Origin of the sequence: Caldanaerobacter sp., from assembly GCF_049701115.1 — a bacterium.
Classification (GTDB): Bacteria; Bacillota; Thermoanaerobacteria; order Thermoanaerobacterales; family Thermoanaerobacteraceae; genus Thermoanaerobacter.
Window position 1 is genome coordinate 1 of record NZ_JBNATX010000031.1, and the last position, 21,749, is coordinate 21,749.

20 protein-coding genes and 1 tRNA gene are annotated in these 21,749 nt (G+C 37.0%); 1 reads left to right on the forward strand and 20 read right to left on the reverse strand.

Annotation, left to right across the window (positions count from 1 at the left end):
- Nucleotides 1-86: 86 nt before the first annotated feature.
- The 18 genes from ACPLVE_RS08820 to ACPLVE_RS08905 form a co-directional block, all read right to left on the reverse strand.
- On the reverse strand, nt 87-662 hold the full coding sequence (locus ACPLVE_RS08820; RefSeq protein ID WP_424611193.1) for a TetR/AcrR family transcriptional regulator: 576 nt from the start codon (nt 660-662) through the stop codon (nt 87-89).
- Between the two features lie 15 nt (nt 663-677).
- Nucleotides 678-1,445 (reverse strand): SDR family oxidoreductase, encoded by a 768-nt coding sequence (locus ACPLVE_RS08825; protein WP_424611194.1) that lies wholly within the window; start codon nt 1,443-1,445, stop codon nt 678-680.
- Nucleotides 1,446-1,532: 87 nt separating this feature from the next.
- A complete protein-coding gene (locus ACPLVE_RS08830; RefSeq protein ID WP_424611195.1) occupies nt 1,533-2,531 on the reverse strand; it encodes a D-alanine--D-alanine ligase family protein in 999 nt (332 codons plus the stop codon).
- Nucleotides 2,532-2,588: 57 nt separating this feature from the next.
- Nucleotides 2,589-3,638 carry a glycosyltransferase gene (locus ACPLVE_RS08835; RefSeq protein ID WP_424611196.1) on the reverse strand — a complete coding sequence of 350 codons (1,050 nt, stop codon included), beginning with the start codon at nt 3,636-3,638 and terminating at the stop codon, nt 2,589-2,591.
- A gap of 14 nt (nt 3,639-3,652) precedes the next feature.
- Nucleotides 3,653-4,825 (reverse strand): glycosyltransferase family 4 protein, encoded by a 1,173-nt coding sequence (locus ACPLVE_RS08840; protein WP_424611197.1) that lies wholly within the window; start codon nt 4,823-4,825, stop codon nt 3,653-3,655.
- Nucleotides 4,826-4,848: 23 nt separating this feature from the next.
- Complete coding sequence (locus tag ACPLVE_RS08845; protein ID WP_424611198.1) at nt 4,849-5,898, reverse strand: sugar phosphate nucleotidyltransferase; 1,050 nt, start codon at nt 5,896-5,898, stop codon at nt 4,849-4,851.
- Between the two features lie 289 nt (nt 5,899-6,187).
- Complete coding sequence (locus tag ACPLVE_RS08850) at nt 6,188-7,051, reverse strand: formate/nitrite transporter family protein (RefSeq protein ID WP_424611199.1); 864 nt, start codon at nt 7,049-7,051, stop codon at nt 6,188-6,190.
- A gap of 90 nt (nt 7,052-7,141) precedes the next feature.
- Nucleotides 7,142-8,062: a glycosidase gene (locus ACPLVE_RS08855; protein WP_424611200.1), complete on the reverse strand. Its 921-nt coding sequence runs from the start codon at nt 8,060-8,062 to the stop codon at nt 7,142-7,144.
- 15 nt (nt 8,063-8,077) lie between these two features.
- Nucleotides 8,078-8,986: a glycosidase gene (locus ACPLVE_RS08860; protein WP_424611201.1), complete on the reverse strand. Its 909-nt coding sequence runs from the start codon at nt 8,984-8,986 to the stop codon at nt 8,078-8,080.
- The gene (locus tag ACPLVE_RS08865; protein WP_424611202.1) at nt 8,986-10,866 is read right to left on the reverse strand and encodes a beta-galactosidase trimerization domain-containing protein; all 1,881 of its coding nucleotides are present in this window, start codon (nt 10,864-10,866) and stop codon (nt 8,986-8,988) included. Before ACPLVE_RS08865 ends, ACPLVE_RS08860 begins: the two co-directional genes overlap by 1 nt.
- Nucleotide 10,867: 1 nt before the next feature.
- Nucleotides 10,868-12,679 (reverse strand): hypothetical protein, encoded by a 1,812-nt coding sequence (locus ACPLVE_RS08870; RefSeq protein WP_424611203.1) that lies wholly within the window; start codon nt 12,677-12,679, stop codon nt 10,868-10,870.
- Between the two features lie 11 nt (nt 12,680-12,690).
- Entirely contained in the window at nt 12,691-12,867 is a 177-nt protein-coding gene (locus ACPLVE_RS08875) for a hypothetical protein (RefSeq protein WP_424611204.1), read from the reverse strand.
- A gap of 6 nt (nt 12,868-12,873) precedes the next feature.
- Nucleotides 12,874-13,860, reverse strand: coding sequence for an ABC transporter ATP-binding protein (locus ACPLVE_RS08880; RefSeq protein WP_424611205.1), 987 nt, complete (start codon nt 13,858-13,860; stop codon nt 12,874-12,876).
- Nucleotides 13,857-14,837: an ABC transporter ATP-binding protein gene (locus tag ACPLVE_RS08885; RefSeq protein ID WP_424611206.1), complete on the reverse strand. Its 981-nt coding sequence runs from the start codon at nt 14,835-14,837 to the stop codon at nt 13,857-13,859. The genes ACPLVE_RS08880 and ACPLVE_RS08885 overlap by 4 nt, the downstream gene beginning before the upstream one ends.
- Nucleotides 14,838-15,719, reverse strand: coding sequence for an ABC transporter permease (locus ACPLVE_RS08890; protein WP_424611207.1), 882 nt, complete (start codon nt 15,717-15,719; stop codon nt 14,838-14,840).
- Nucleotides 15,716-16,702 carry an ABC transporter permease gene (locus tag ACPLVE_RS08895; protein ID WP_424611208.1) on the reverse strand — a complete coding sequence of 329 codons (987 nt, stop codon included), beginning with the start codon at nt 16,700-16,702 and terminating at the stop codon, nt 15,716-15,718. The genes ACPLVE_RS08890 and ACPLVE_RS08895 overlap by 4 nt, the downstream gene beginning before the upstream one ends.
- A gap of 22 nt (nt 16,703-16,724) precedes the next feature.
- On the reverse strand, nt 16,725-18,575 hold the full coding sequence (locus ACPLVE_RS08900; RefSeq protein WP_424611209.1) for an ABC transporter substrate-binding protein: 1,851 nt from the start codon (nt 18,573-18,575) through the stop codon (nt 16,725-16,727).
- A gap of 45 nt (nt 18,576-18,620) precedes the next feature.
- Nucleotides 18,621-19,649, reverse strand: a complete 1,029-nt coding sequence (locus tag ACPLVE_RS08905) for a LacI family DNA-binding transcriptional regulator (protein WP_424611210.1) — start codon at nt 19,647-19,649, stop codon at nt 18,621-18,623.
- Nucleotides 19,650-19,907: 258 nt separating this feature from the next.
- Between ACPLVE_RS08905 and ACPLVE_RS08910 the strand changes: the two genes are divergently transcribed.
- The gene (locus ACPLVE_RS08910; protein ID WP_424611211.1) at nt 19,908-20,630 is read left to right on the forward strand and encodes a pseudouridine synthase; all 723 of its coding nucleotides are present in this window, start codon (nt 19,908-19,910) and stop codon (nt 20,628-20,630) included.
- On the opposite strand, the gene ymfI is transcribed toward ACPLVE_RS08910, so the two are convergent.
- Nucleotides 20,623-21,360 (reverse strand): elongation factor P 5-aminopentanone reductase, encoded by a 738-nt coding sequence (gene ymfI / locus ACPLVE_RS08915; RefSeq protein WP_424611212.1) that lies wholly within the window; start codon nt 21,358-21,360, stop codon nt 20,623-20,625. The two genes, ACPLVE_RS08910 and ymfI, sit on opposite strands and share 8 nt — an antisense overlap.
- A gap of 142 nt (nt 21,361-21,502) precedes the next feature.
- A tRNA-Gly gene (locus ACPLVE_RS08920) sits at nt 21,503-21,577 on the reverse strand.
- Between the last annotated feature and the right edge of the window lie 172 nt (nt 21,578-21,749).

Here is a 21,749-nt window from a genome sequence, read left to right on the forward strand (position 1 = left end):
TTACCGCTTTGACAACAAGTCGCATTTACACACAAAATGCCACTTTTTAAACTTTATCAACAGTCTGGAACACCTCTTTCGAGGTGTTAGTGATAAAACTTCAAACCATTTAAGGCAAAATTGAAGACGGTATCTGTTATTTCTTGAGTATCAAGAGTATTCTCTTCTCGTATTACTTTTAAGGCAAGAATCGAAGTAGTCATCCCAAAAAATGCTGCTGCCACCAGTTTTTCATTACAATCCGCCAAAAGTTTTTGGTCTTTACCTTCTTTAACTATTTTTTCAATAATTTCTAAATAAGTTGAAAGCTTTTCTCTGAATTTTTGCGGAACATCTCCATGCCCCCATATCTGACTCAAAAGTACTATTATAAAATCGTGATTTTTATAAAGAAAATTGGTTTGAACAAAAATAATTTTTTTGAGTTTTTCAATCGCGTCACTAACCTTGCTTATTTCCTCTATTGCTTGCTGTTTCAATCTTTTTATGCCCTCATCTATCAAAAAATCCAGTATGTCGTCTTTGCTTTTAAAATGATAATAAAGAGTACCCTTGGCAACACCAGCAGCTTCAGCAATTTCATCCATAGTAGCCTTGTAAAACCCTCTTCTAGAAAAAGTCTCTAAAGCAGCCTTAAATATCCTCTCCTTTGTACTGCTCATCTGCTTTCCTTCCCTCTACAGATAAATCATTTTTACTGTCATGCCGCCGTCGACAATTAAATTCGTCCCTGTTATAAAAGAAGCTTCTTCAGAACACAAGAAAAGGCACGCATTTGCCACGTCTTCCGGTTTGCCTACTCTTCCTGCCGGATGTTGTAGATGATCCTGTTCAGTGAGTTCAGGTTTTTTAGCTTCTCTTGATTTCTTCCACTCGGACACTTCAATCCAGCCAGGACTTATAGAATTCACTCTTATTTTATCATAAGCCAAACTTATTGCAAGAGAATGCGTTAAAGCTATAAGTCCTCCTTTCGAAGCAGAATAGGGCTCTGTGTGGGGTTCCGACATAAAAGCCCTTGTGGAGGCTATGTTTATTATAACCCCTCCCCCATTATCCCTCATATATGGAGCCACATACTTTGCACACATATAAGCACCTTTTAAGTTGACGTTTATGACCCTATCCCATTCCTCCATAGGCCTAGTGTAAATCGTACCTTTAGAACCTATCCCCGCATTGTTTATCAATATATCTATTTTCCCATACGCTCTTATGGTTTCATTTACCATGTTTTTTACGTCTTCTTCTAAGGCAACATCTGTATGCACAAAAAGGGCTTCTCCCCCATTTTTCCTTATGTACTCTTCATTTTCTATCCCTGCTTCTTCATCAATATCAGCTATCACTACTTTTGCTCCTTTTTCAGCAAAAGTTTGGGCAATACATCTTCCAATTCCCTGCCCTCCACCTGTCACTATTACAACTTTATTTTGAAAATTCATAAAATTACCTCCTTTATAAATAAAAAGAAAATAAGGCAAAGCACGCCTTATTCTAAGTATATATAAAGTTTGCTTAAAAATCAAATCTCATGCCAAAAGAAGCTTTCTGTTCTCAAAATCATACCGTTCAAGGGCACTCTCTAAGATCTTACCTATAAACTCTCTTCTATTCATACCGGCAGCTTTTGCCATATATCCCATATAACCGTGGTGTACATATCTTTCACCTTTTTCAGAGGCAGTGGTAAGCCCAGCATAAGTATTAAGTTCCAGGAAATAAGGTACATTGTCTTTGCTTAAAATCATGTCTATTCTTGCATAGTCTCTTGCATTCAATACTCTAAAAATTTTTAAAGCAATATCTTTTATCCTATCTTCTACTTCTTTTGGAACTTCCATAGGGCATTTTATTATTTCATTGTCAAACATTTTGTGTTCATAGGTATTTGTTTTGACATTGTTATAACCTATCTCCAATAGCGGCAGAACCACGGGATTTTTATAACCTATTATTCCTACCGTCACTTCTCGTCCTTCAATAAACTCTTCAATGAGAGCGGGCTGTCCTATTTTATCGGTTATTTTACTCACAACTTTAGGCAGATTGGCTTTGTCGTATACTATATTTTCCTCATCTATCCCCGCACTACCTCTGCCCATTATTGGCTTTACAAAAAGAGGAAATTTTAGATGGTCTACAGAAGGAATTTCTTTAGAATTGTAAGCAACGACGTATTTGGGTGTAGGAAGTCCATGAGCTGCCACAATGTCTTTCCTCATTCTTTTATCAGTTGCTGCTAAGTCAATCCCAGACCCCACATAAGGTATGTCGAATAATTCTAAAAATTCTATTTCTTTTAAGCTCGAAGCGTTAAAAATTATGTCAATTTTTTCTTTTCTAATAGTTTCATAAGTCTTTATAGGGTCATTTTTCCACTCTATCAAAACAGCGTCAAATCCCGCTTCTTTTAACGCCTCATAATGATGATAAGCTTCCTCGTAAGCATCGTCATAAACCTTATCAGGTGTGAGTTTTTTCTGAAGTTCCACATTCCTAAACCTTCTCCAGAAGACCCCCACTCTCAACTTTCTCTCCTCCTTTCAAAAAGATTTCACAAAAGGAAAAGAAAAAGTGAAGGGAGATCATCGATAAACTTTTGCAGTATGATTTACAATCATATCAGTAATTATAAGGGAAATTAGACTTTCGGCTCCTTCATTCAAATTTACCCCGTCTTCTGTAATCCCATCATAACATCCACCTGTCATCTCATCAAACAGGGAAATCCCTTGAGAATTATCCCCTAAAAACCACCTATAGCACTTTTTAGCTTTTTCTAAATATTCTTCTTTGCCGAAAATTTTATAAGCCTCTATATACATGAGGGCTGTTTCACAAGCTTCTATAGGTTGCTCATCAAACTCTGCCTTCTTATCACCCTTTTTATACCATCCTTTACACCCTATAGGCTTAAAATACCCATCCTTAAAAGTTACACTTTCCAAAAATTCCATTGATGCCTCGGCTACTTTTAGACTTTCTTTATCTTTGAGTATTGCATAAGACCTTAACAACGCCCAAGGTAGAACTGCATTGCTATAGGTCATTTGTCCTTCAAACCATTCCCAATTTTCTTCTCTGTTTTTGTAGTAGCTTTCAATAAGGTCTTGTGAAAAATACCTTATAAGATTTTTTATTTCACCAGTATCAAACTCAAAGGTTCCTGCTTTATAAATTAAAGAAATCCCTATCAACGAATAAGCTTTTCCTCTTAAGGATTTTAAAGTACTAATATTAGGAAAAGCCTTTTCAAGAAGTCTCAGCGCGACATTGTGAAAGGACTCATCTGGAAAAGAAACATTAAGAAGATATCCCAAAGCCCAAAGACTTCTTCCAAAACAATCTTCAGAGCCCTTTTTTTCTGTAAATTTCCTATTGTAGTTCATGAAGTTTCTAAAAAAACCTTCTTTATTCTGAGCATAAATCAGGAAAGAAAGGTATCTTCTAAGAAGTGATAGATATTCTTCTCCCTTGTAAACCTGATAAAGCATAGCAGCGGCTATGGCCGCCCTAGCATTATCATCTGTGGTATATCCTTGAGAAGGGTCGGGGACAGAATAGAGGGAGTGCTGAAAGATTCCTGTATCATCTGTTAGAGTAAAAAGGTGAGCGTATTTAGTCGCAACCCTCATTTAAACCCCCTCCTTTATATGACCACTTCCTCCTTCGTCCTCACGTCCAAAACAGATAAAATCATTATTACATGCCTGTAAGCCACATTGCTCCATGTCATAGTGCTTCCAAGTTTTTTCATTTCGCTTTCCATTCTAGCCCTTTCTTCTGGATGTTCGAATACATATTCAATCTTTTCGGCCAAGGACTTGGCATTTCTAAACTCTGCAAGGAGTCCTCTCCCTTCTCCTAAGATTTCTTCAGCATACATGTAAGGAGTAGAGATTATTATCTTACCGAGTCCTGCTGCATAAGCCAGTGTACCACTTACTGCTTGTTCTCTATTTAAATAAGGTGTCATGTATATATCTGACATCTTCAAATATTCTAATATTTCCTTCTTCGTAAGGTATTTATCCACAAATTTCACATTTTCATCTACACCCAATTCTTTAACCATCTTTTGTAAGTTTTCTCTGTACTCTTCTCCATAAAGTCTTTTTATATTTGGATGCGTTTGTCCCAAAATAAGATAAAGCACGTCTTTGTATTTCTTGGCCACGATACTTATGGCTTCTATACCATATTCTATGCCTTTACCTGGATTTATAAGCCCAAAAGTACTTATTATTCTTCTCCCTTTGAAACCATATTTTTCTTTTAGGCTTTCTTTTGGAAGTACTGGGAGAGTTGGAACCCCATGGGGTATGAAGGTAATCTTGTGATAGGGTATTCCATAGATTTTTTCGAGAACAGGAATCGTATTTCTAGCCATTGTTATTACTCTAGCACTCTTCTGGCCAAGTTCTTTTAAAATTTTCAACTGCTTTTCATTTGGATTGAGAAGTACAGTATGAAGGGCCACTACAAAAGGTATTGAAAGATTATTAACTAAATCGAGAAGATATTCTCCACTTTCTCCACCAAATATTCCGTATTCGTGCTCTATTATGAGAAGGTCTATGTTAGAATGATTAAGCTTTTCCGCAAGCTTTAAATAATCTTCTCTCTCGAATTGATTTATTTCATACATTACATCCTCATCATAATCATATTTTTTGTGGTCATTTATAGCTATAACACCAGAAAAATTTATAAGCTTTATCTTTTTTATTTCATTTACCAAATCCTGTGTAAAGGTGGCTATACCACATTCTCTTGGAGGATATGTGCTCAAAAATGCCACATTTCTCCCCAGAATGCTCATATGTATCCCCCCTTTATTTAGTATCAAGGTGTAAGCGTGATATTAGCTAATTTATTTGCAGTAAAAACCGTGTTCTTAAGTTCCATATTGACTTCTACGACACACTCTGAAGTAACTACACTATTTTCCAATCTTGCAAATCTTCTAACTTTTATGTTGTCCCAAAGTACACTATTAGAAATCCTGCTTTCCTGCCCAATCCTGCAGTTATTCCCTATAACAGTATAAGGACCTACTATGGCATAAGCATCTACTTCTGTATTATCTCCAATATAAGCAGGTCCAATAACGCTGGCTGTCGGATGTATTTTCACATTCTCTCCAAGTATTATTCCCCTTGTAGATAACCCTGTCACGAACCTAGATTTGCCCTTCAAGATGTCTTCATGTACCTTCTTGTACTTGTCAATAGTTCCTATATCCATCCAGTAACCTGTGAATTTGTATATAGCCATTTTGTAGCCTTTTGAAAGAAGCAAAGGATAAGTTTCTCTTTCAACAGAAACCTGGGTATTAGCGGGAATCTCTTTTAAAACTTCCGGTTCAAAAACGTAAACTCCTGCATTTATATACTTAGAATTCGACTCACCTGGTTTTGGCTTCTCCTTAAAGGCTGTAATAAATCCTTTATTGTCAAATTCTATAACTCCATACTGCGAAGTATCTCTCACTTCTATAGAAGCAATCGTAACCTGTGCTCTCCTTCTTTTATGATACTTTATTAGGTCCGCATAATCTATATCACTTACTATATCGGAGTTGAGAATTAGAAAAGTATCATCAAAAAAATTTTCGGCGTTTTTGATGGCTCCACCTGTCCCCAAAGGAGTCTCTTCGATGACATAATTAATCTTTACCCCTAGTTCCTTACTTTTATCCTTGAAATAATTCTCAATGTAGTCAGATTTGTAATGGGTACTTATTACCACCTCATCTACTCCGCTTTTTTTAAGATTTAAAATAATCCGCTCTAAAAGAGGTTTTCCCAAGATGGGAACCATGGGTTTTGGTAAATCGTCAGTAAGGGGTCTTAACCGAGTCCCAAGTCCCCCTGCTAAAAGGAGTGCCTTCATAAAAACCCCTCCTTTTTAATAAAACCTCATGTTGAAGAAGAAAGATATGAAGCTGGATAGGCAAAATGATATTAGCACTCTAAAGATTGGGCTGCTAATAGATTTGTAGCAAAATTAGTCTATAAAATATTATAATTGAGAAAATGTGGCATGTCAAGTCTTTTAAAGTAAAATATTTACAAAAATAAACCCAGCACCTAATAATAAAGCTAAATTCTCATGGTGCTGGATATTCATTCCTTGGTATATTTTTAGAATTTTCAAATGGATTTTTATGCATTCCCCAGTATTATTTTTTGTAAATATACCAATACATTAAAGCCACAAAAAATCCCGCTCCTATTATATTCCCAAGTGTAACAGGTATCAAGTTGTTGACGATAAAACTATACCAGGTAGCTTTCAAAGTTGGTGCAGCAAGAAGAACACCTTTTGCACTATGGACAAAATCTATGTAAACCGGATCCTGACCTACATATATTCCGAGAGGAATGAAAAACATGTTTGCCACAGAATGTTCAAAGCCCATGGCCACAAAGCCCATTATAGGCCACCATATAGCAAAAATTTTGCCTATTATATCATCGGCCGAATAAGCCATCCACACTGCTAAAGCAACCAGCCAATTACAACCTATCCCTCTTAAAAATGCTTCTCCCCAAGATAAATTGACTTTGGCATTTGCTATTTTAACAGCATATATAGCCCATGGAAAAGCCTTCGAGACCTCTCCTACTTTCCCTGCTTCCATTATTATTCCTGTCTTGTAAGCTAAGAAATACGCAAAAAACAAGCCTCCTATAAAATTCCCTAAGTATACAAAGGTCCAGTTTTTTAAAAGCTCTCTCAAATTTATTTTTTTATCAAAATAAGCTATAGGTTGTGTCATCATATTTCCAGTAACAAGTTCTGCCCCTGCTATAATAACGAGTATAAGCCCTAATGGAAATACGGCACCAAAAAGCAATTTTTGTAGGCTTCCAAATTCTTCCGGAAGGTTTCCCGCTGCTCTAATAGCCAAAAAACCTCCAAAAGCTATGTAGTTTCCCGCTAAAAAACCTAAAAGAAGCTGCTTCTTAATAGAAAATTGCACTTTTGTCTTACCTAAATTGATCATGCCATCAGCTATGTCTTTTGGCATTTTAAAGCTCATAAAATCCCCCCAGTCTATTTAGTAAACGATACCACATTTTAAACAATTTAAAAAGTCCCCGAAAACGGAGACTTTTCCTAACAATAAAGATTATAAAGCAATAAGGGTAGTTTGTCTAGTATCAAATTTTATATCTTCCATATTTAGAACAGCAACCCCAATCACAGTATCTGCTCCTCCGTAGTATACGTATATTGTATCGTCTTTCACCGCGTTGCCACAGCTAAAAACCACGTTCGGTATATATCCTTCTTTTTCCCAAGGTAGTTCTGGTTCTAAAATAGGTTCCTTTTGTCTCGCTATCACCTTACTTGGATCTTCTAAGTCTAAAAGTGCTGCACCTAATCTATAGACGTTGTTCTCATCTGCCGCATGGTATATTAAGAACCACCCTTTTTCCGTTTTTATTGGGGGTCCCCCTATCCCTACTCTTGCGCTTTCCCATGTGCCAGGAATAGGCTTTATAATAGGTTTGTGCCCATACCAGTTCTTTAAATCCTCTGAAAAAGCTATCCATATGTCCGGGTATCTTCTGTGAAGCAGCACATATTTCCCATTAATTTTCTCCGGAAAGAGCGAAGCATCTTTGTTGGGCTCATCTAGCAATACACCTTTTCTTTCCCAATCTATAAGGTTTTTAGAGATAGCAAGGGAAATCCTGTAGTCGCCCTCAAACCTATCTCCAAAAGCTGTATACACCATGTAATAAATGCCGTCGATCTTCACTATCCTTGGGTCTTCCAATCCTCTTAATTCCTGCTCAGTTTCATTTGTCATTACTGGTTTGTCAAGTCTCATGAAATTTATGCCATCTTTACTTACTGCATATCCTAATCTTGAAATATACCTTCCATATTTCATATGAGGCCCTAAATCTGTAGCTCTGTAGATAAGGTGAAAAAGGCCATTGTCATAAATCGCTGCCGTATTGAAAACTGCAGCCTTTTCCCATTCATTTTCCGGTTTTGGTACGAGAACAGGTTTGTCCGATAATCTCCTTAACTTTATCACTTTCTACACTCCTTTTTAAAATTTTACTTTTTTCTTTTCAACAGCTGCAACACCTATACAGGTATCAGCTGCGCCGTAGTAGACATAGAATATTCCATCTATCTCTACAGCACCACAGCTAAATACCACGTTTGGCACTAATCCTTCTTTTTCCCAAGGTAACTCCGGTTCTAAAATAGGTTCTTCTTGCCTTGCTATAACTTTTGAAGGGTCCTTTAAATCCAAAAGCGCTGCTCCCAATCTATACACATTGTTTTCATCCACACCGTGATAGATTAAAAGCCAGCCATCCTCCATTTTGAGTGGGGGCCCCGCTATACCTATCTTTTTAGAATCCCACCATCCTTTTCTGGGAGACATTATAATCTTATGGTCATACCAGTTGATTAAATCCTCCGAATAAGCAATCCAAATATCAGGCATCCTCCTGTGAAAAAGGACGTACTTCCCATTTATTTTTTCAGGTAAAAGTGCTGCATCCTTATTAGGCTCATCCAGTACTACTCTATGCCCTTCCCAGTTCTTCAGGTCTTCTGACCATACCATAGAAATTCTAAAATCCAACCAATCCCTGCCTCCAAATCCTGTATAGAGCATATAGTATTTCCCATCCAGCTTAGTGATTCGGGGGTCTTCTACTCCCCAAGCTTCTTGTGGAGTTTTCCCAACTACCACAGGCTTGTCAAACCTTTGAAAATGGATGCCGTCTTCACTAACAGCATATCCAATAGAAGACACAAATTTGTTTTTTTCCTCTGGTTTCTCTGTATCAAGTACAAACTTATTATTAGAAGCCCTGTAAAAAAGATGTACTTTCCCCTCTTCATATATAGCGGCAGCATTAAAAACCGCAGCTCTTTCCCATTCGTGCTCTTCTATTGGAGTTAAAATGGGTTTATCCTTTAATCTTTCCAATCTGAACATCATTTATACCCCCTTTTGAGCCAAAATGCAACTACCTTATTGGGACCAATTATGAAATTTTCAAGGTTAATATCTTTTTTCTCTATTATATCTACAATTTTCTCATTAAAGCTTTCTTTATCTCCCAATTTTACCTCTGCTCTCACCTCCTCATTTTCATGGTTTATTATAAGAAACAATACATTCTCTTCATTATGGAATTCTTTTATTTCTAAATAAGGAGAATTCACCTCTAATTGATATTTTATGTCTGCTAATTCCTTTAAAAGTTTGTATATTTTAAAACTCTGGTCTTTTTTGTACACATCCGGCATGTAACTTAAATAAAGCTCTATAGGATATGCGACAAACACTGCATTTCCTTTCCCATATTTATTTACTACTATGGAGGGATTTCCTTCTTTATCGACCCCAAACACTTCCCCCTCTTTCACCTTTAAAATTAGCCTCTTATTAAAAGGAAGTGCTTTATATCTAAATTTAGTGGCCAAATTCGTCGATTCAATTTCAACAAATTCCTCCCTTGGCACCATGAAGTAATCTATTTTTACTCCAAAAACCTCCTCCAGATCCTCCACTGCAATCCCATCGTAAGAAAGATATAAAGTACCCCCTTGTTTAACAAACTCCTTTATTTTAAGCCATTGAGAGTGAGTAAGATGCCCTTTTCTATAAGCAGAAGGCACAATTAACACCTTGTATTTTCTAAGGTCATCCTCTGGTTTTATTAAATCAACATCAAGACCAGCTTGTTTGGCCAGTATAAAACTGTTAAGCAAAATCCGGAAATTCCTCTCTGGTTTGTAGTCTTCTCCTACAAACAGGGCCTCATAGTATTTGTCAGGAATTATTATTGCCGCCTCACTCTCTCTTGGTTTAAGTTTTTCATAATTTATTATTTTTAAAAATTCAGAAAAAGCCTTCATTTCAAGGGCAGCTTTTTTAGGTCTACCCTCTGTTGTCGTGATTCCAAATTGAGTCTCAAAAGGGGTAGAATCGTACGGAAGCCTTTCTCCTACGGAGAAATCGCCAAAACACCACGAAATAGCCCCCATAGACTCGTTTGCAAGAAGACTATACAGGACCACCCTGTAGTATTCGCCTTCCACTTCTTCACTCATCATGAGAGTAGTTGCTCCAAACTCCTCCATCAAGACGTCCTTTTTACCCATTCCCTTTGTAAGCTTAACAGAGAAAGAAGGCATATACGTACTCCTCGTGGAATTTACAGGATCTATACAAGTATCGGTGTATATGGGATAAAAATGCATACATAGAAAGTCGTTTCCTTCCGCCATATCTTCTGGATAAAAATTATTATTGGTAAGAAGCGAGGCCTGATGAATCCCTAATGTCACAGGATGATTTTTATCATATTTTTTTATCTCATTTGACAGAACATAGTTCCAAAGCCACGCATCATGTCTGGAATTTGCTTTGACATAATTATCTGGTTCATTGGAAAGGTCCCAAAAGAGAATTGCTTCTTCATCTTTATATCTTTCGGCAAAAAACCTCACCAACTTAATTTGATATCTCAACATATAAGGATCACTGTATATGTTCCTTCCTTGTCTCCACAAAACATCCCAGTTTTCACCGCTCATATGCCCAACAAAAAAAGTAGGAGCTATTTTTATACCCACTTCTTTACATATGTTTATAAGTTCATCAAATTTCTTAACCGCTTCTTCCGAAATAACCTCTGGCTGAGGTTGGAAATCCTCCCAAAAAAGATTTATTCTCATTACATCAAGTCCCAAGTTTTTAGCTTCCATAAATTCTCTTTTAACCTCTTCATAATTCCACTCCTTCCACATATTAACTCCATGATTTCTTGGCCAGTAATTAGCTCCCAAGATAAAGTTTCTAAACCTCATCTCATCTCCTCCGCCTCTTATTTTTTCGTACTATATACATAGTAGCTACACCAATAGATGTTAGAAATAAAGTTAAAATCCACGGAGAAAAACTGCTAAAACTCTTTTTATAATCTTTACCATCGCTAAAATGGTTGTAAGACACTACTATATTGTTTATTAAAACCTTATTATTCTGATGCTTAACCTTCCCCTTTGGAGGAGTAAAAGCTACTACTAGAGCTTCTTTTGCAGGTATTGTTATATTTACTTTCCCGCTTTTATCTCTGTGGACAAATTCCTCCTTTAAAAGATCAAATACATCTTTTGGTTTATCTCCCAACTCTATGATTATTTCTTTATCGGCATCATAGGGATTGTAATAAAGATACGTGGGATAAAACCTATCTTTAAAGAAATCTGTTTTTGTTAAATCTATTTGGAGGATTCCTTCTATATTTGTTTTTGAAACAATACTACCTAAAAAACCTACGTGAGAGCCTGAATATAGAGAAAAATCGGTTTTTCCCCATCCATCTCCCCCTGCAAAAGGACTTCTACCATCTTTTATTTTCCTCAAGCCCTCATAAGGAATAACATAAGAAGGTTCTTCCCTCCACCAATAAGAGGACTGATTTTCTTCCGGTAAACAATCCTTATAAAAAAGTTTAGCATTGTTGGTGAGATGAAGCATCCACTTGCCTATTGCTTTCGCATATCTTAAATCATACCTGGCAACTGGAACAAGTGCAAAAGCTGCATCGAAAGTATTCATTGAAAAGGCGTATCCTCCTCCATCTGTTATACTCCCAAAAAGGCCATCTACCGTATATTCTCCCCATTTACCTGTAATCATCCCCCACCCCGGTCTTACATCACTTTCTCTGTTAAAAACCCAATCCATAAATTTCTCAACAGGATAATTGACTCCTTCTTCTGCATTAAGTCTTGCTGCCACATAAGGTGCAAAATATCCTAATACTTCGTAAATAGGGTTATAATCTATAATCTCAAGAAAATTCATGGCACGTTTTGTAGCTTCAAGATATTTAGGGTCTTTGAATTCTTTATATGCCCAGTACTCTAGTAAAGCAACACCAGCAGCGGCATCCGGTTCTGTCCAGCGACCGTTGTCCACAGGTTCCATCACAGAAAACATAAATGCCGTGTGATTAAAGTTAGGAATGCCCCCGGCTCCGGATAATTTTAAAACCGCGTCATGCCACCTATCAGCGGTTATCTTCATTATATTCCTCATTTCTTCCACATCTTTATAATGATAAACTAACCCATAAAAGAGTATATGAGGAAAAATTTCATACCAAAAACTTTTCCCACTTGTAGTGAAAGGATTGTTTAAAACTAGATATTCCCTATTTTCTTTGTTGAAAAAAGTCTGTGTCATTTTCACATAATTGTACCCTCTTTGGCTACTTTTATCTATACCCACAAGAGTAGCGCTTAAAACTGCTGCTATACAATTTATACCTTCTTGTGAACCATCTATGGGTTTACCATCAATATCAAACTGTGTTTTACTCCCTACAAAAGTCAAGAGTCCAAATGTATCTGAATCAAGGTTGTAATGAGTCTTATCCCACCAACCGAGGGGTAAAAATACCCCTCTTCTTTCAAAATCAAAAACAAATTTATCGTAGTCAATAGCTATCTTTTTAAAATCCCTGATAAGTAGAGGAGAAGGCAAATCTGGCATACTCTCAATTCTTTGAACTTTTATCTGTTCAATAGCTTTTTGTGTCGCCCCTAAGACTTCTTCTATTATTAAGCTAAAAATCAACAATAATATAATCCCGCCGAGAAAAAATCTATTCATCAAAAGTCCCCTCATTTTCTTCTTTTTGACCTGTTTGACAAAAGGACAAGTCCAATTGTAGCAAGCGCAAATCCTATAGACACTAGAACAAGAGTAAATTCTCCTCCGGGCCTTTTAAAGACCGCAAACCACATCAAAGACAGCAAAATAACTAAAATGGATAGAGAAAACGCCAGTTTATCACTCACTATTTTTCACCTTTTCTTTCCAAAAACATGACAGGCTACCTCATGTCCCTCTTCAATCGAAACTAAAGGAGGATTTTCTTCAAGGCATATATCTTGGTAATAATTACAAGCATGAGCAAAGGGACATCCTTTACTCTCCGGAGTCCTTATTGGTACTTCATAAGACCTTAATTCCTCCAATACCCTGTTTCTTGCAAGCTCCGGATCTGCGATAGGACTAGAATTAATTAGAACTCGAGTATAAGGGTGCACAGGATTTTCCAATACCTTTCTGCCTTCTCCTTTTTCCACTATTTTCCCACCGTATATTACTGCAACCTGGCCTTTTTCAAAAGTAAAATACTTTGCAGCCCCTATGTCATGAAGCACTAACACAATCGCTATACCATAAAGGTCGTTTAAATCTTTAAAGAGTTTTATTATGGCCGCCCTTAACGACATGTCAATCATGCTTATAGGCTCATCAGCTATTATAACTTCTGGATCTGTAGTCAAAGCCCTCGCAATGGCTAACCTTTGCCTTCCACCCCCTGACAAGTGGTGTGGATATTTGTTGAAAAAGTATTCTGCTGGAACAAGCCCTATCTTTTCTAATAGTTCTTTCGTAGATTGATAAAGAGTTTTTCCATTTACCCTTTTTGCATTTGCCAGAGGGTCTGCGATTATTTTATATATAGTCTTGGAGGGATGTAAGGATGCATAGGGGTCTTGATGGACGTACTGCACTTTTCCCCTTAGTTCCCTTTTTCTTTTTCCACCTATTTTGCTCATATTCTCGTTATACCACAAAACTTCTCCTTTAGAGGGCTTTTCAAGGTCAGCCATTATTCTGGCAAGAGTAGTCTTTCCCATGCCACTTTCTCCTACTATAACCAGTCTGTCACCCTTTGAAATCTCCAAATTTATATTATCTAAAACCAACTTGTTCTGTTTTTTCAAAAAACCTCTTGTAAAAATCTTGCTTACCCCTTTTAGCTCAATTATCTTGCTCATCTTTGTTGTCTCCCTTCTTCATACAGGTGGCATGCTACATAGCTTTCTCCGTCAAGGTTTATCCATCTGGGCTTTTCTTTTTTGCATATATCCATGGCATACTCGCACCTTGGGTGAAATCTACAGCCAGAAGGCGGATTTAAAAGACTAGGTGGGTCCCCTGGTATTGGCTTTACTTTTGACATATCAGCATTTACAGCCATGATAGAATTTATAAGCCCTTTAGTATAGGGATGAAGGGGGTTTTTGAAAATTTGAAAAGTAGAGTTATATTCTACTAAATTACCCCCATATATTACTGCTACCTTGTCGGCTAATTCCGCTGCTACAGCAATGTCATGGGTCACAAAAATCAGCGTTATTTTCAACATTTTCTTAAGTTCCTTTAAAAGCTGTATTATATGGGCCTGCGTTAAAACATCCAATGCAGAAGTAGGCTCATCTAAAATCAATACAGCAGGATCTAATAAAAGCGCCAAAGCTATCAAAACCCTTTGTTTCATTCCTCCAGAAAGCTGCAAAGGATAGGAATTTAATACAGCCTCGGGATTTAACCTAACCATTTTAAGTTTCAAAGAGGCTCTTTCCACAAGCTCGCTATGGCTCCACCTTATTCCGTGGGCTTCTACTGTATCCTTAAAATGATCTATTATTTTCATCGTGGGATTCAGCGACTGCTGTGCAGCCTGAGGCACAAGTGCAATTTCTTCCCAACGAATTTTCCTCAATTCTTCTTCTTTCATGGTAAGAAGGTCTTTCCCCTTATAAATAACCCGTCCAGATAAAATCCGGCCGTTGGGAGGCAATGTCTTCGTCATTGCCTCAATTATGGTACTCTTACCCGAGGCACTTTCCCCTACAATAGCAGTTACAGAATTTTCTAAAATATCTAATGAAATTCCGTCAGCAGCTTTTATAGTACCTTCCCTGACAAGGTAGACCGCTTTTAAATCTTCGATTCTTATTATGACGCTCAATTACTCATTCCCCCTCAAACGAGGGTTGAATACTTCTTCAACCCCTTGTGATAAGAGTATTCCTCCGTATATTAAAAGCACAATGTTTAAAATTATGAAGAAGATGTAATGAAACCCTTTAGCGGTGTACAAAGCCCCCGCTTGATATAAGGCGTAATTTAACATTATGCCCCAATGAGTTGGGTCAAATTTAGCAAGCCCTAGAAACATAAGTCCTACAGAAAATTCCATAGCTCCTTTTAACTGCATCACAAAATTGATAAAAATGTAGGGAATCAAAAGTTTTACAATATCACTGAACAGTATATATCTTAAAGGCATATTTAACATCTTGGAGGCCTCTACAAACTCCTTTGATTTTAAAGAAAGCACTTGCGCAGAAATCTGTTTCGCCAAAGGTGCCCAAAGCCAAATAGCCACCAAAAGGGCTATCTCCACCACATTTAGATTGTAATTCATAAAAACAGCCGCTAGTATCAAAAGGGCCGGAAATGAAGGAATTACTAAGAAAACCATTATTATAGCATCTGCTATCCTTCCAGTAACTCCTTCTAGGTATCCTCGAGCAACACCAATCACAGTACCTATAAGGACTGCGAAAAAACTGGCAAGCATTGTAAGAGATATAACAGATCTAGAACCATGTACAATTTGCTGGAAAATATCTACACCAAAGTAATCTGTCCCAAACGGATGTTTCAAAGAAGGTTTTTGATACCTTTCTGCAAAATTAGAAGTCATATCTAAAGGGACAATTAAAGGACCAATTGTAGCCATTAAAATGAAAAATGTCAGTATCAAAAGCCCGATTAACGATTTTTTATTTACCAAAAGCGGCTGTACATAGTCATAATAAAAATTCTTTAATCTTTCTTTTCTCATTTCAACTTCACCCTCGGATCAATTAATGCGTACACAAAATCTGCTATAAAAGTTGCCACTATCACACCTATTACTATCAAGCTAAAGAGCCCAGTCAGAAGTCCAAAATCTCTGACAGCAATCGCCTTCCCAAAATAAAACCCAATACCCGGATAATTAAATATCGATTCGACCAAAGTCTGACCTCCCAGCATGTAGCCTATCCCTATTGCCAACCCTGCTATTAAAGGAAGCATAGCATTGTTTCTTATATATTTTGAAGCAATTACAGAATCAGGCAAGCCTCTCATTTCAGCAAACCTTATAAAATCTTCCTCCATGACCTGTGAAGTATTTCCTCTCATAGATAAAGTCCAAGAAGCAAGTTGCGGAATAGCAACTGCTAAAATAGGCCCTGTAGCATGGAGAAAGACTTTCCATACAAATTCAAGCGAAAATGAGGGGTTCATTCCTACTGGATATGCTCCTCCTAATGGCAAAACTCTATACCTCACCGAAAATACAAATAGTATTAAAACTGCCAATATAAAAGGAGGAACTGCCTGGATTATGCTGGAAATAGTAGATATAAAAGTGTCAATAAATTTTCCCCTCTTTTGGGCTGCAAAAGCTCCGAGATAAATGCCTAAGCTAAAACTTAAAAAAGTAGCTAAAGATATAACGAAAAGCGTCCATGGCAAAGCTTTTGCTATAATTTCATTGACACTGGTATTGTAAAAAGTTGAATAACCAAAATTACCTTTTAATAGATTACTTACAAACTTTGCATATCTTGTACTAATAGGCTCATTAGGGTCGACTCCCATCATCTTATGAGCTATTTCAAGAGCCTGTTCAAACTGCATATTCCTCTGCTGAGCAATATAAACAGCCAGGCCATAAGCGGGGTCGCCTGGCATATTGTTGACTAAAACAAATACCCCGCTTATGGCGATAATAAACACAATAATCAAATACAGTACTCTATTCACAAAATAACTCATCTCATATCCCTACCTGTCTTCTCTATTTTGCTGGAACTAATTCTCCTTTTGTGATTAATAAGTTATAAACCCTTTCAATTCCACCAGGAGCCAGTGACCAAACTGGGTCCTCTTTGGAAGGCCAACCTTTCACTCTGTAGCCGTCGTTATAGTAAATCGGCAGCACTTTTTCATAAAGAGGTATAACAGGCAAGTACTCGTTTGTAATGTATGCAAGCTGTTGTATTATCTCCATTGCTTTAGACTCATCCTGTAAGTTCTTCTGTAATTCTAATACTAAATCATACGGAGAAAGTTCTCCCCACGGCGTGTTGTATTTGTCCTTTGCAGGGAAGCTTGTTATTGCAGAAACATCTCCATCATATAACCTCTGATAGCCTGTGAGAGGATGCGGATAACCCCACCATGCAGAACCAAATTCAATAGCTGCGTCATAATCTCCGCTTCTCATTACCTGGTCTCTCATCCCCTCAGGGATTAACTTCATCTCTACCTTAAATCCAAAGCTATTAAGCTCTTGAACTACCTCCCTTGCAGCTAATACCCAGTCGTTATGAGGGCCATACACTGAGAGAGTAAAGGCTACAGGCTGTCCGTTAGGCTGTTGCCATGTATTACCTACCTTCTTGTAACCTGCCTTATTCAATATCTCTTCCGCGGTAGCTGTATCAGTATTATACTTTGTCAGTTTCTGCAGTGTATCTTGGGTTATCCATTTAGATTCCATGCTCTTTAAAATACCATCAGCATAGTTTTCATAACTGTTGGCCTGCCATACTGATACATCTCTTATCTTGTTTCTATCCAGAATATGAGCAATAGCTTTTCTCAAGTTCAAATCCTTAAACAAAGGCTTTTTGAAGTTAAATACCAAAGAGATATCCGACAAGTCTGAAACCGTAATTACATGCAAATCGGGATTAAGCGAAGAAAGCTGCTCTACAACATCTTTAGGCATAGAAGGATGAGCCGCGTCAATCTCATTGGATATCAAAGCCGCCCACACAAACTCGTTAGAAGACCATTTCTTAAACACTAACTTATCAATCTTCATCTGAGAAGCTGCCCAGTGGTATTTATTTGCCACCATTTCCATTTCCGACTGCGTAACTTTGGTAGGCTCAAAAGATCCTACTACAGGCAATTTCCCTAATGTTTTAAAAGGTGCAAAGTCATTGACCTTTTTTCTAAATTCATCAGACTTTTTCTCATACTCTGCTTTCATATCTTCTGAAACAGGCTTCCCATCCGTCTGGAGATAATAAATTTTCTTCCCCAGATCTGCTACTTCCTTTGCCTGATCTACAAAATCCTTATATACATGCACAGGTGCCAGAGAAGCCATTGCGCCATCTGTCAAAAGTACATGAACAAATGAAGGAGCACTAGTCTTCGATAAATTAAATACTACCGTATAGTCATCAGGTGTTTCTACTGATTCTATGTCATAGGGCCACTGCCACATAGCCTGTATGAAATTTACCGTATTTACCACATCTTTAGAAGTGAAAGGTTCTCCATCGCTAAATTTTGCATCTTTTCTTAGATTAACCGTAACCTTATTCCCTTCTATCTTCCAATTTTCAGCTAATCTAGGTACATATTCGCCTGTCTGAGGAATATAATAGGCAAAAGGTTCATATACAAACCACCAAGCTCCACCCACACCACCAGGGCCAAAGGGATTACCGTGGAATGGAAATGGCCAATCCGTAGCAAGTCTTATCTCTCCGGTTTTTACAGTTTCCTGCGGTTTCGGTTCTTGATTAGCCTCCTGTGACGTTTTAGTCTGCTGCCCACATCCTGCGAAAATCCCAACTGTGAAGAAAACAATTACAAAAATCGCAATAAATTTTTTCATTACACTATTCATATTCTTCCCCCTCTTCTTTCTTTAATTACTTGACTAAAAATTAAACTACACCAATTCTTTCACTGACTGCCTTTCTACAAATCCCACCTCCATTCTAATGTGGTCATGGAACTCCTTAGGATTGTCCATTCGCCATAAAAGCCTCTTTACAGCTTTTATGCCCATAAGCTCCTTGTTTATGCGTATAGTGGTAAGAGGAGGTGTCACAATATTACACATGTCTATATCATCAAAACCTACAACAGACACATCCTTTGGAACTCTCAATCCCAATAAATTTAAAGCATTATACAAAGTAATGGCATTGCTGTCATTACTACAAACCCAAGCCGTTGGAAATTCTTTCAACGTTTTTAATCGATTTGAAACCTCTTTATAATCTTTACTAAGGACATATCTTTCAACATCTTCTGTGATGCAGTATTCCTCGTTTACTGGCAGGCCAGCATCTCTCATCGCTTCCTTGAAGCCGACCCATCTTTCTCTAAAACTCAAAGAGAAGTCTTTTTCTCCAAAAAATCCGATTTTTTTATGTCCTTTTTCTATCAAGTACATCGTTTCTCTATAACTTCCAGGAATATTTTGCGTAAGAACTGCATCAGTGCTAAACATAAAAGAAGCGTGGTCTACTAAAACAGTAGGAATATTGTAACTTAGAATTTCTGCAAGAAATTCGTCTTTTATAGTTCCCACCACCAAAATCCCTGAAACCTTCCTGTTCTCTATACAGGAGGGCACTTCAAATAAATCTTTTTTCATAAAATTAACTAAAACATCATATCCATTGGCTTTTGCTTCATTTTCAATTCCCCATATCACTTTGGTATAAAAATTGGTGTCCTTAAAATTCCTTTCCTCTATTATGAGGCATATGTTTTTTAAGTGGTTTTTTGATAAAAAAGATGGGTTCTCCTCAAAATATCCCATTTCTTCTGCAGTTTTTATAACTATTCTTCTGGTTTCTTCGCTTACTCCTACCTTGTCATTTAGAGCTAATGATACGGCGTTAATCGATAAATTTAGTTTTTCTGCTATATCCTTCATTGTAACCTTTTTGCGTTTTGTAGTAGTCAAGTTTAACACCCCTGATGATCGTTTTCCTATACGTTAGCTTACTATTCTTGAGTAAATTATAAGCCATTTTAATTTAATTATCAAGTAAAATTTACTTGAATTATCGTTTATTTTACTTGAATTTACGCAAAATATCTCCCTAATTCGCCAATTATATACTTAATTCGCCTTTAAAACTGGAAATCTACTTTAAAAATAAAGTTAATTAAAGAAAACAACCTGTGGTATAATTAATACGCAACAAAAGGAGGGGTTGTTATGGCAAAAATGAGATTAGACAAATTATTATCAAATATGGGAATAGGTACAAGAAAAGAGGTAAAAAAGTATATCAAAGATGGTTTGGCAGAGGTAAATAAAGAAACAGTGTTAGACCCTTCAAAAATCGTAGATACAGAAAAAGATGAGGTATTATTTGATGGAGAAAAGATAGAATACAAAGAATTCATATACTTGATGATGAACAAACCCCAAGGAGTAGTAAGCGCAACCGAAGATAAATTTGAAGAAACCGTGATAGACCTTCTCTCGGAGGAAATCGCTTTAAGGAAAGTCTTTCCTGTAGGAAGACTTGATAAAGACACAGAAGGCCTACTTATAATAACAAATGACGGGGAGCTTGCCCACAAACTTCTTTCTCCAAAGAAGAAGGTAGTAAAAAAATACTATGCCGAAATATTGGGAAAAATTACTACAGAAGACGTTAAAAAATTCAAAGAAGGAATTATATTAGAAGATGGCTATAAGACAATGCCTGCCGAACTAGAAATAATTGAATCCTCTGAAATCTCTAAGGTTTATATTTCCATAATTGAGGGTAAATACCACCAAATAAAAAGAATGTTTGATGCACTTGGAAAAAAGGTTTTATATCTTAAAAGGGTGAGCATGGGAAATTTGGTGCTGGATGAAAATCTACAACCCGGTGAATGGCGAGAATTAACAGAAGAAGAGGTAAATTTATTAAAGAATTCTATATAAAACCCCCATCTACTGTAATTACTTGACCTGTTATAAAATTTGCCTTGTCAGAGAGCAAAAACAAAACTGCATTTGCCACATCCTCTGGTTTCCCTATGCTCATCAAAGGGATTTCTTCAATGAGCTGTTTTTTTTCTTCGCCATTTAAAATGCTGTTCATACGGGTATCAATGACTCCTGGAGCAATGCAATTTACCCTTATCTTAGAAGGTCCTAACTCCTTTGCCAAAGCTTTAGTAAAAGCTATAATTCCTCCCTTGGAGGTAGAGTAATGGACTTCGCAGGAAGCCCCTGAAATTCCCCATATGGAAGAAATATTTATTATGCTCCCTTGCTTTTTGGGTAGCATATACCTTAAAACACTTTGAGTACAGTTAAAAAGCCCTTTTAAATTGACATTCATCATCCTGTCCCAATCTTCTTCTGTTATTTCTACAAAAGGTTTTATCTGTGCGATTCCTGCGTTGTTAATCAAATAATCAATGCGGCCAAATTTTCTGTAAATATCATCTATCATCTCGTCCACTTGTTTTCTATTACTTATATCTGCCTGGAAAATTTCTGCATAGCTGAAATTTTCTCTTATGTAATCCCTAAGCTCCACTGCTTTCTCGTAACTGCTATTGTAGTGTATAGCAACAGAAGCCCCTTCTTTCGCTAACTCAATGCATATTCGCCTTCCTATATCCCCAGCGCCGCCAGTTACAATAGCCACTTTTCCTGCAAGCATTTTTTCACCCTCATTTTAAAATTATTGTGTAGAACAGTACAAATTAAATTTTTATAAAAAAATAAAATTATGTCAAGAGGCAAAATAGGCACTAAAAAAGGGTTCGGGCACTTTGTAAAATGCCTCGAACCCTTTATTTTCTTGGAGCGGATGACGGGATTTGAACCCGCGGCCCTCAGCTTGGGAAGCTGATGCTCTACCGCTGAGCTACATCCGCACACTTTAATTTTACATCACTCAACACCTTCGTGTCAACCCATGTATTTTTAATCTATTATAAAAATGCGCCAAATTCAATCAAAAATCTTCTTTTTAAAATCAAAAAATTTTTATAATAAAAACTGGCTCCTCAGGTAGGATTCGAACCTACAACCTACCGGTTAACAGCC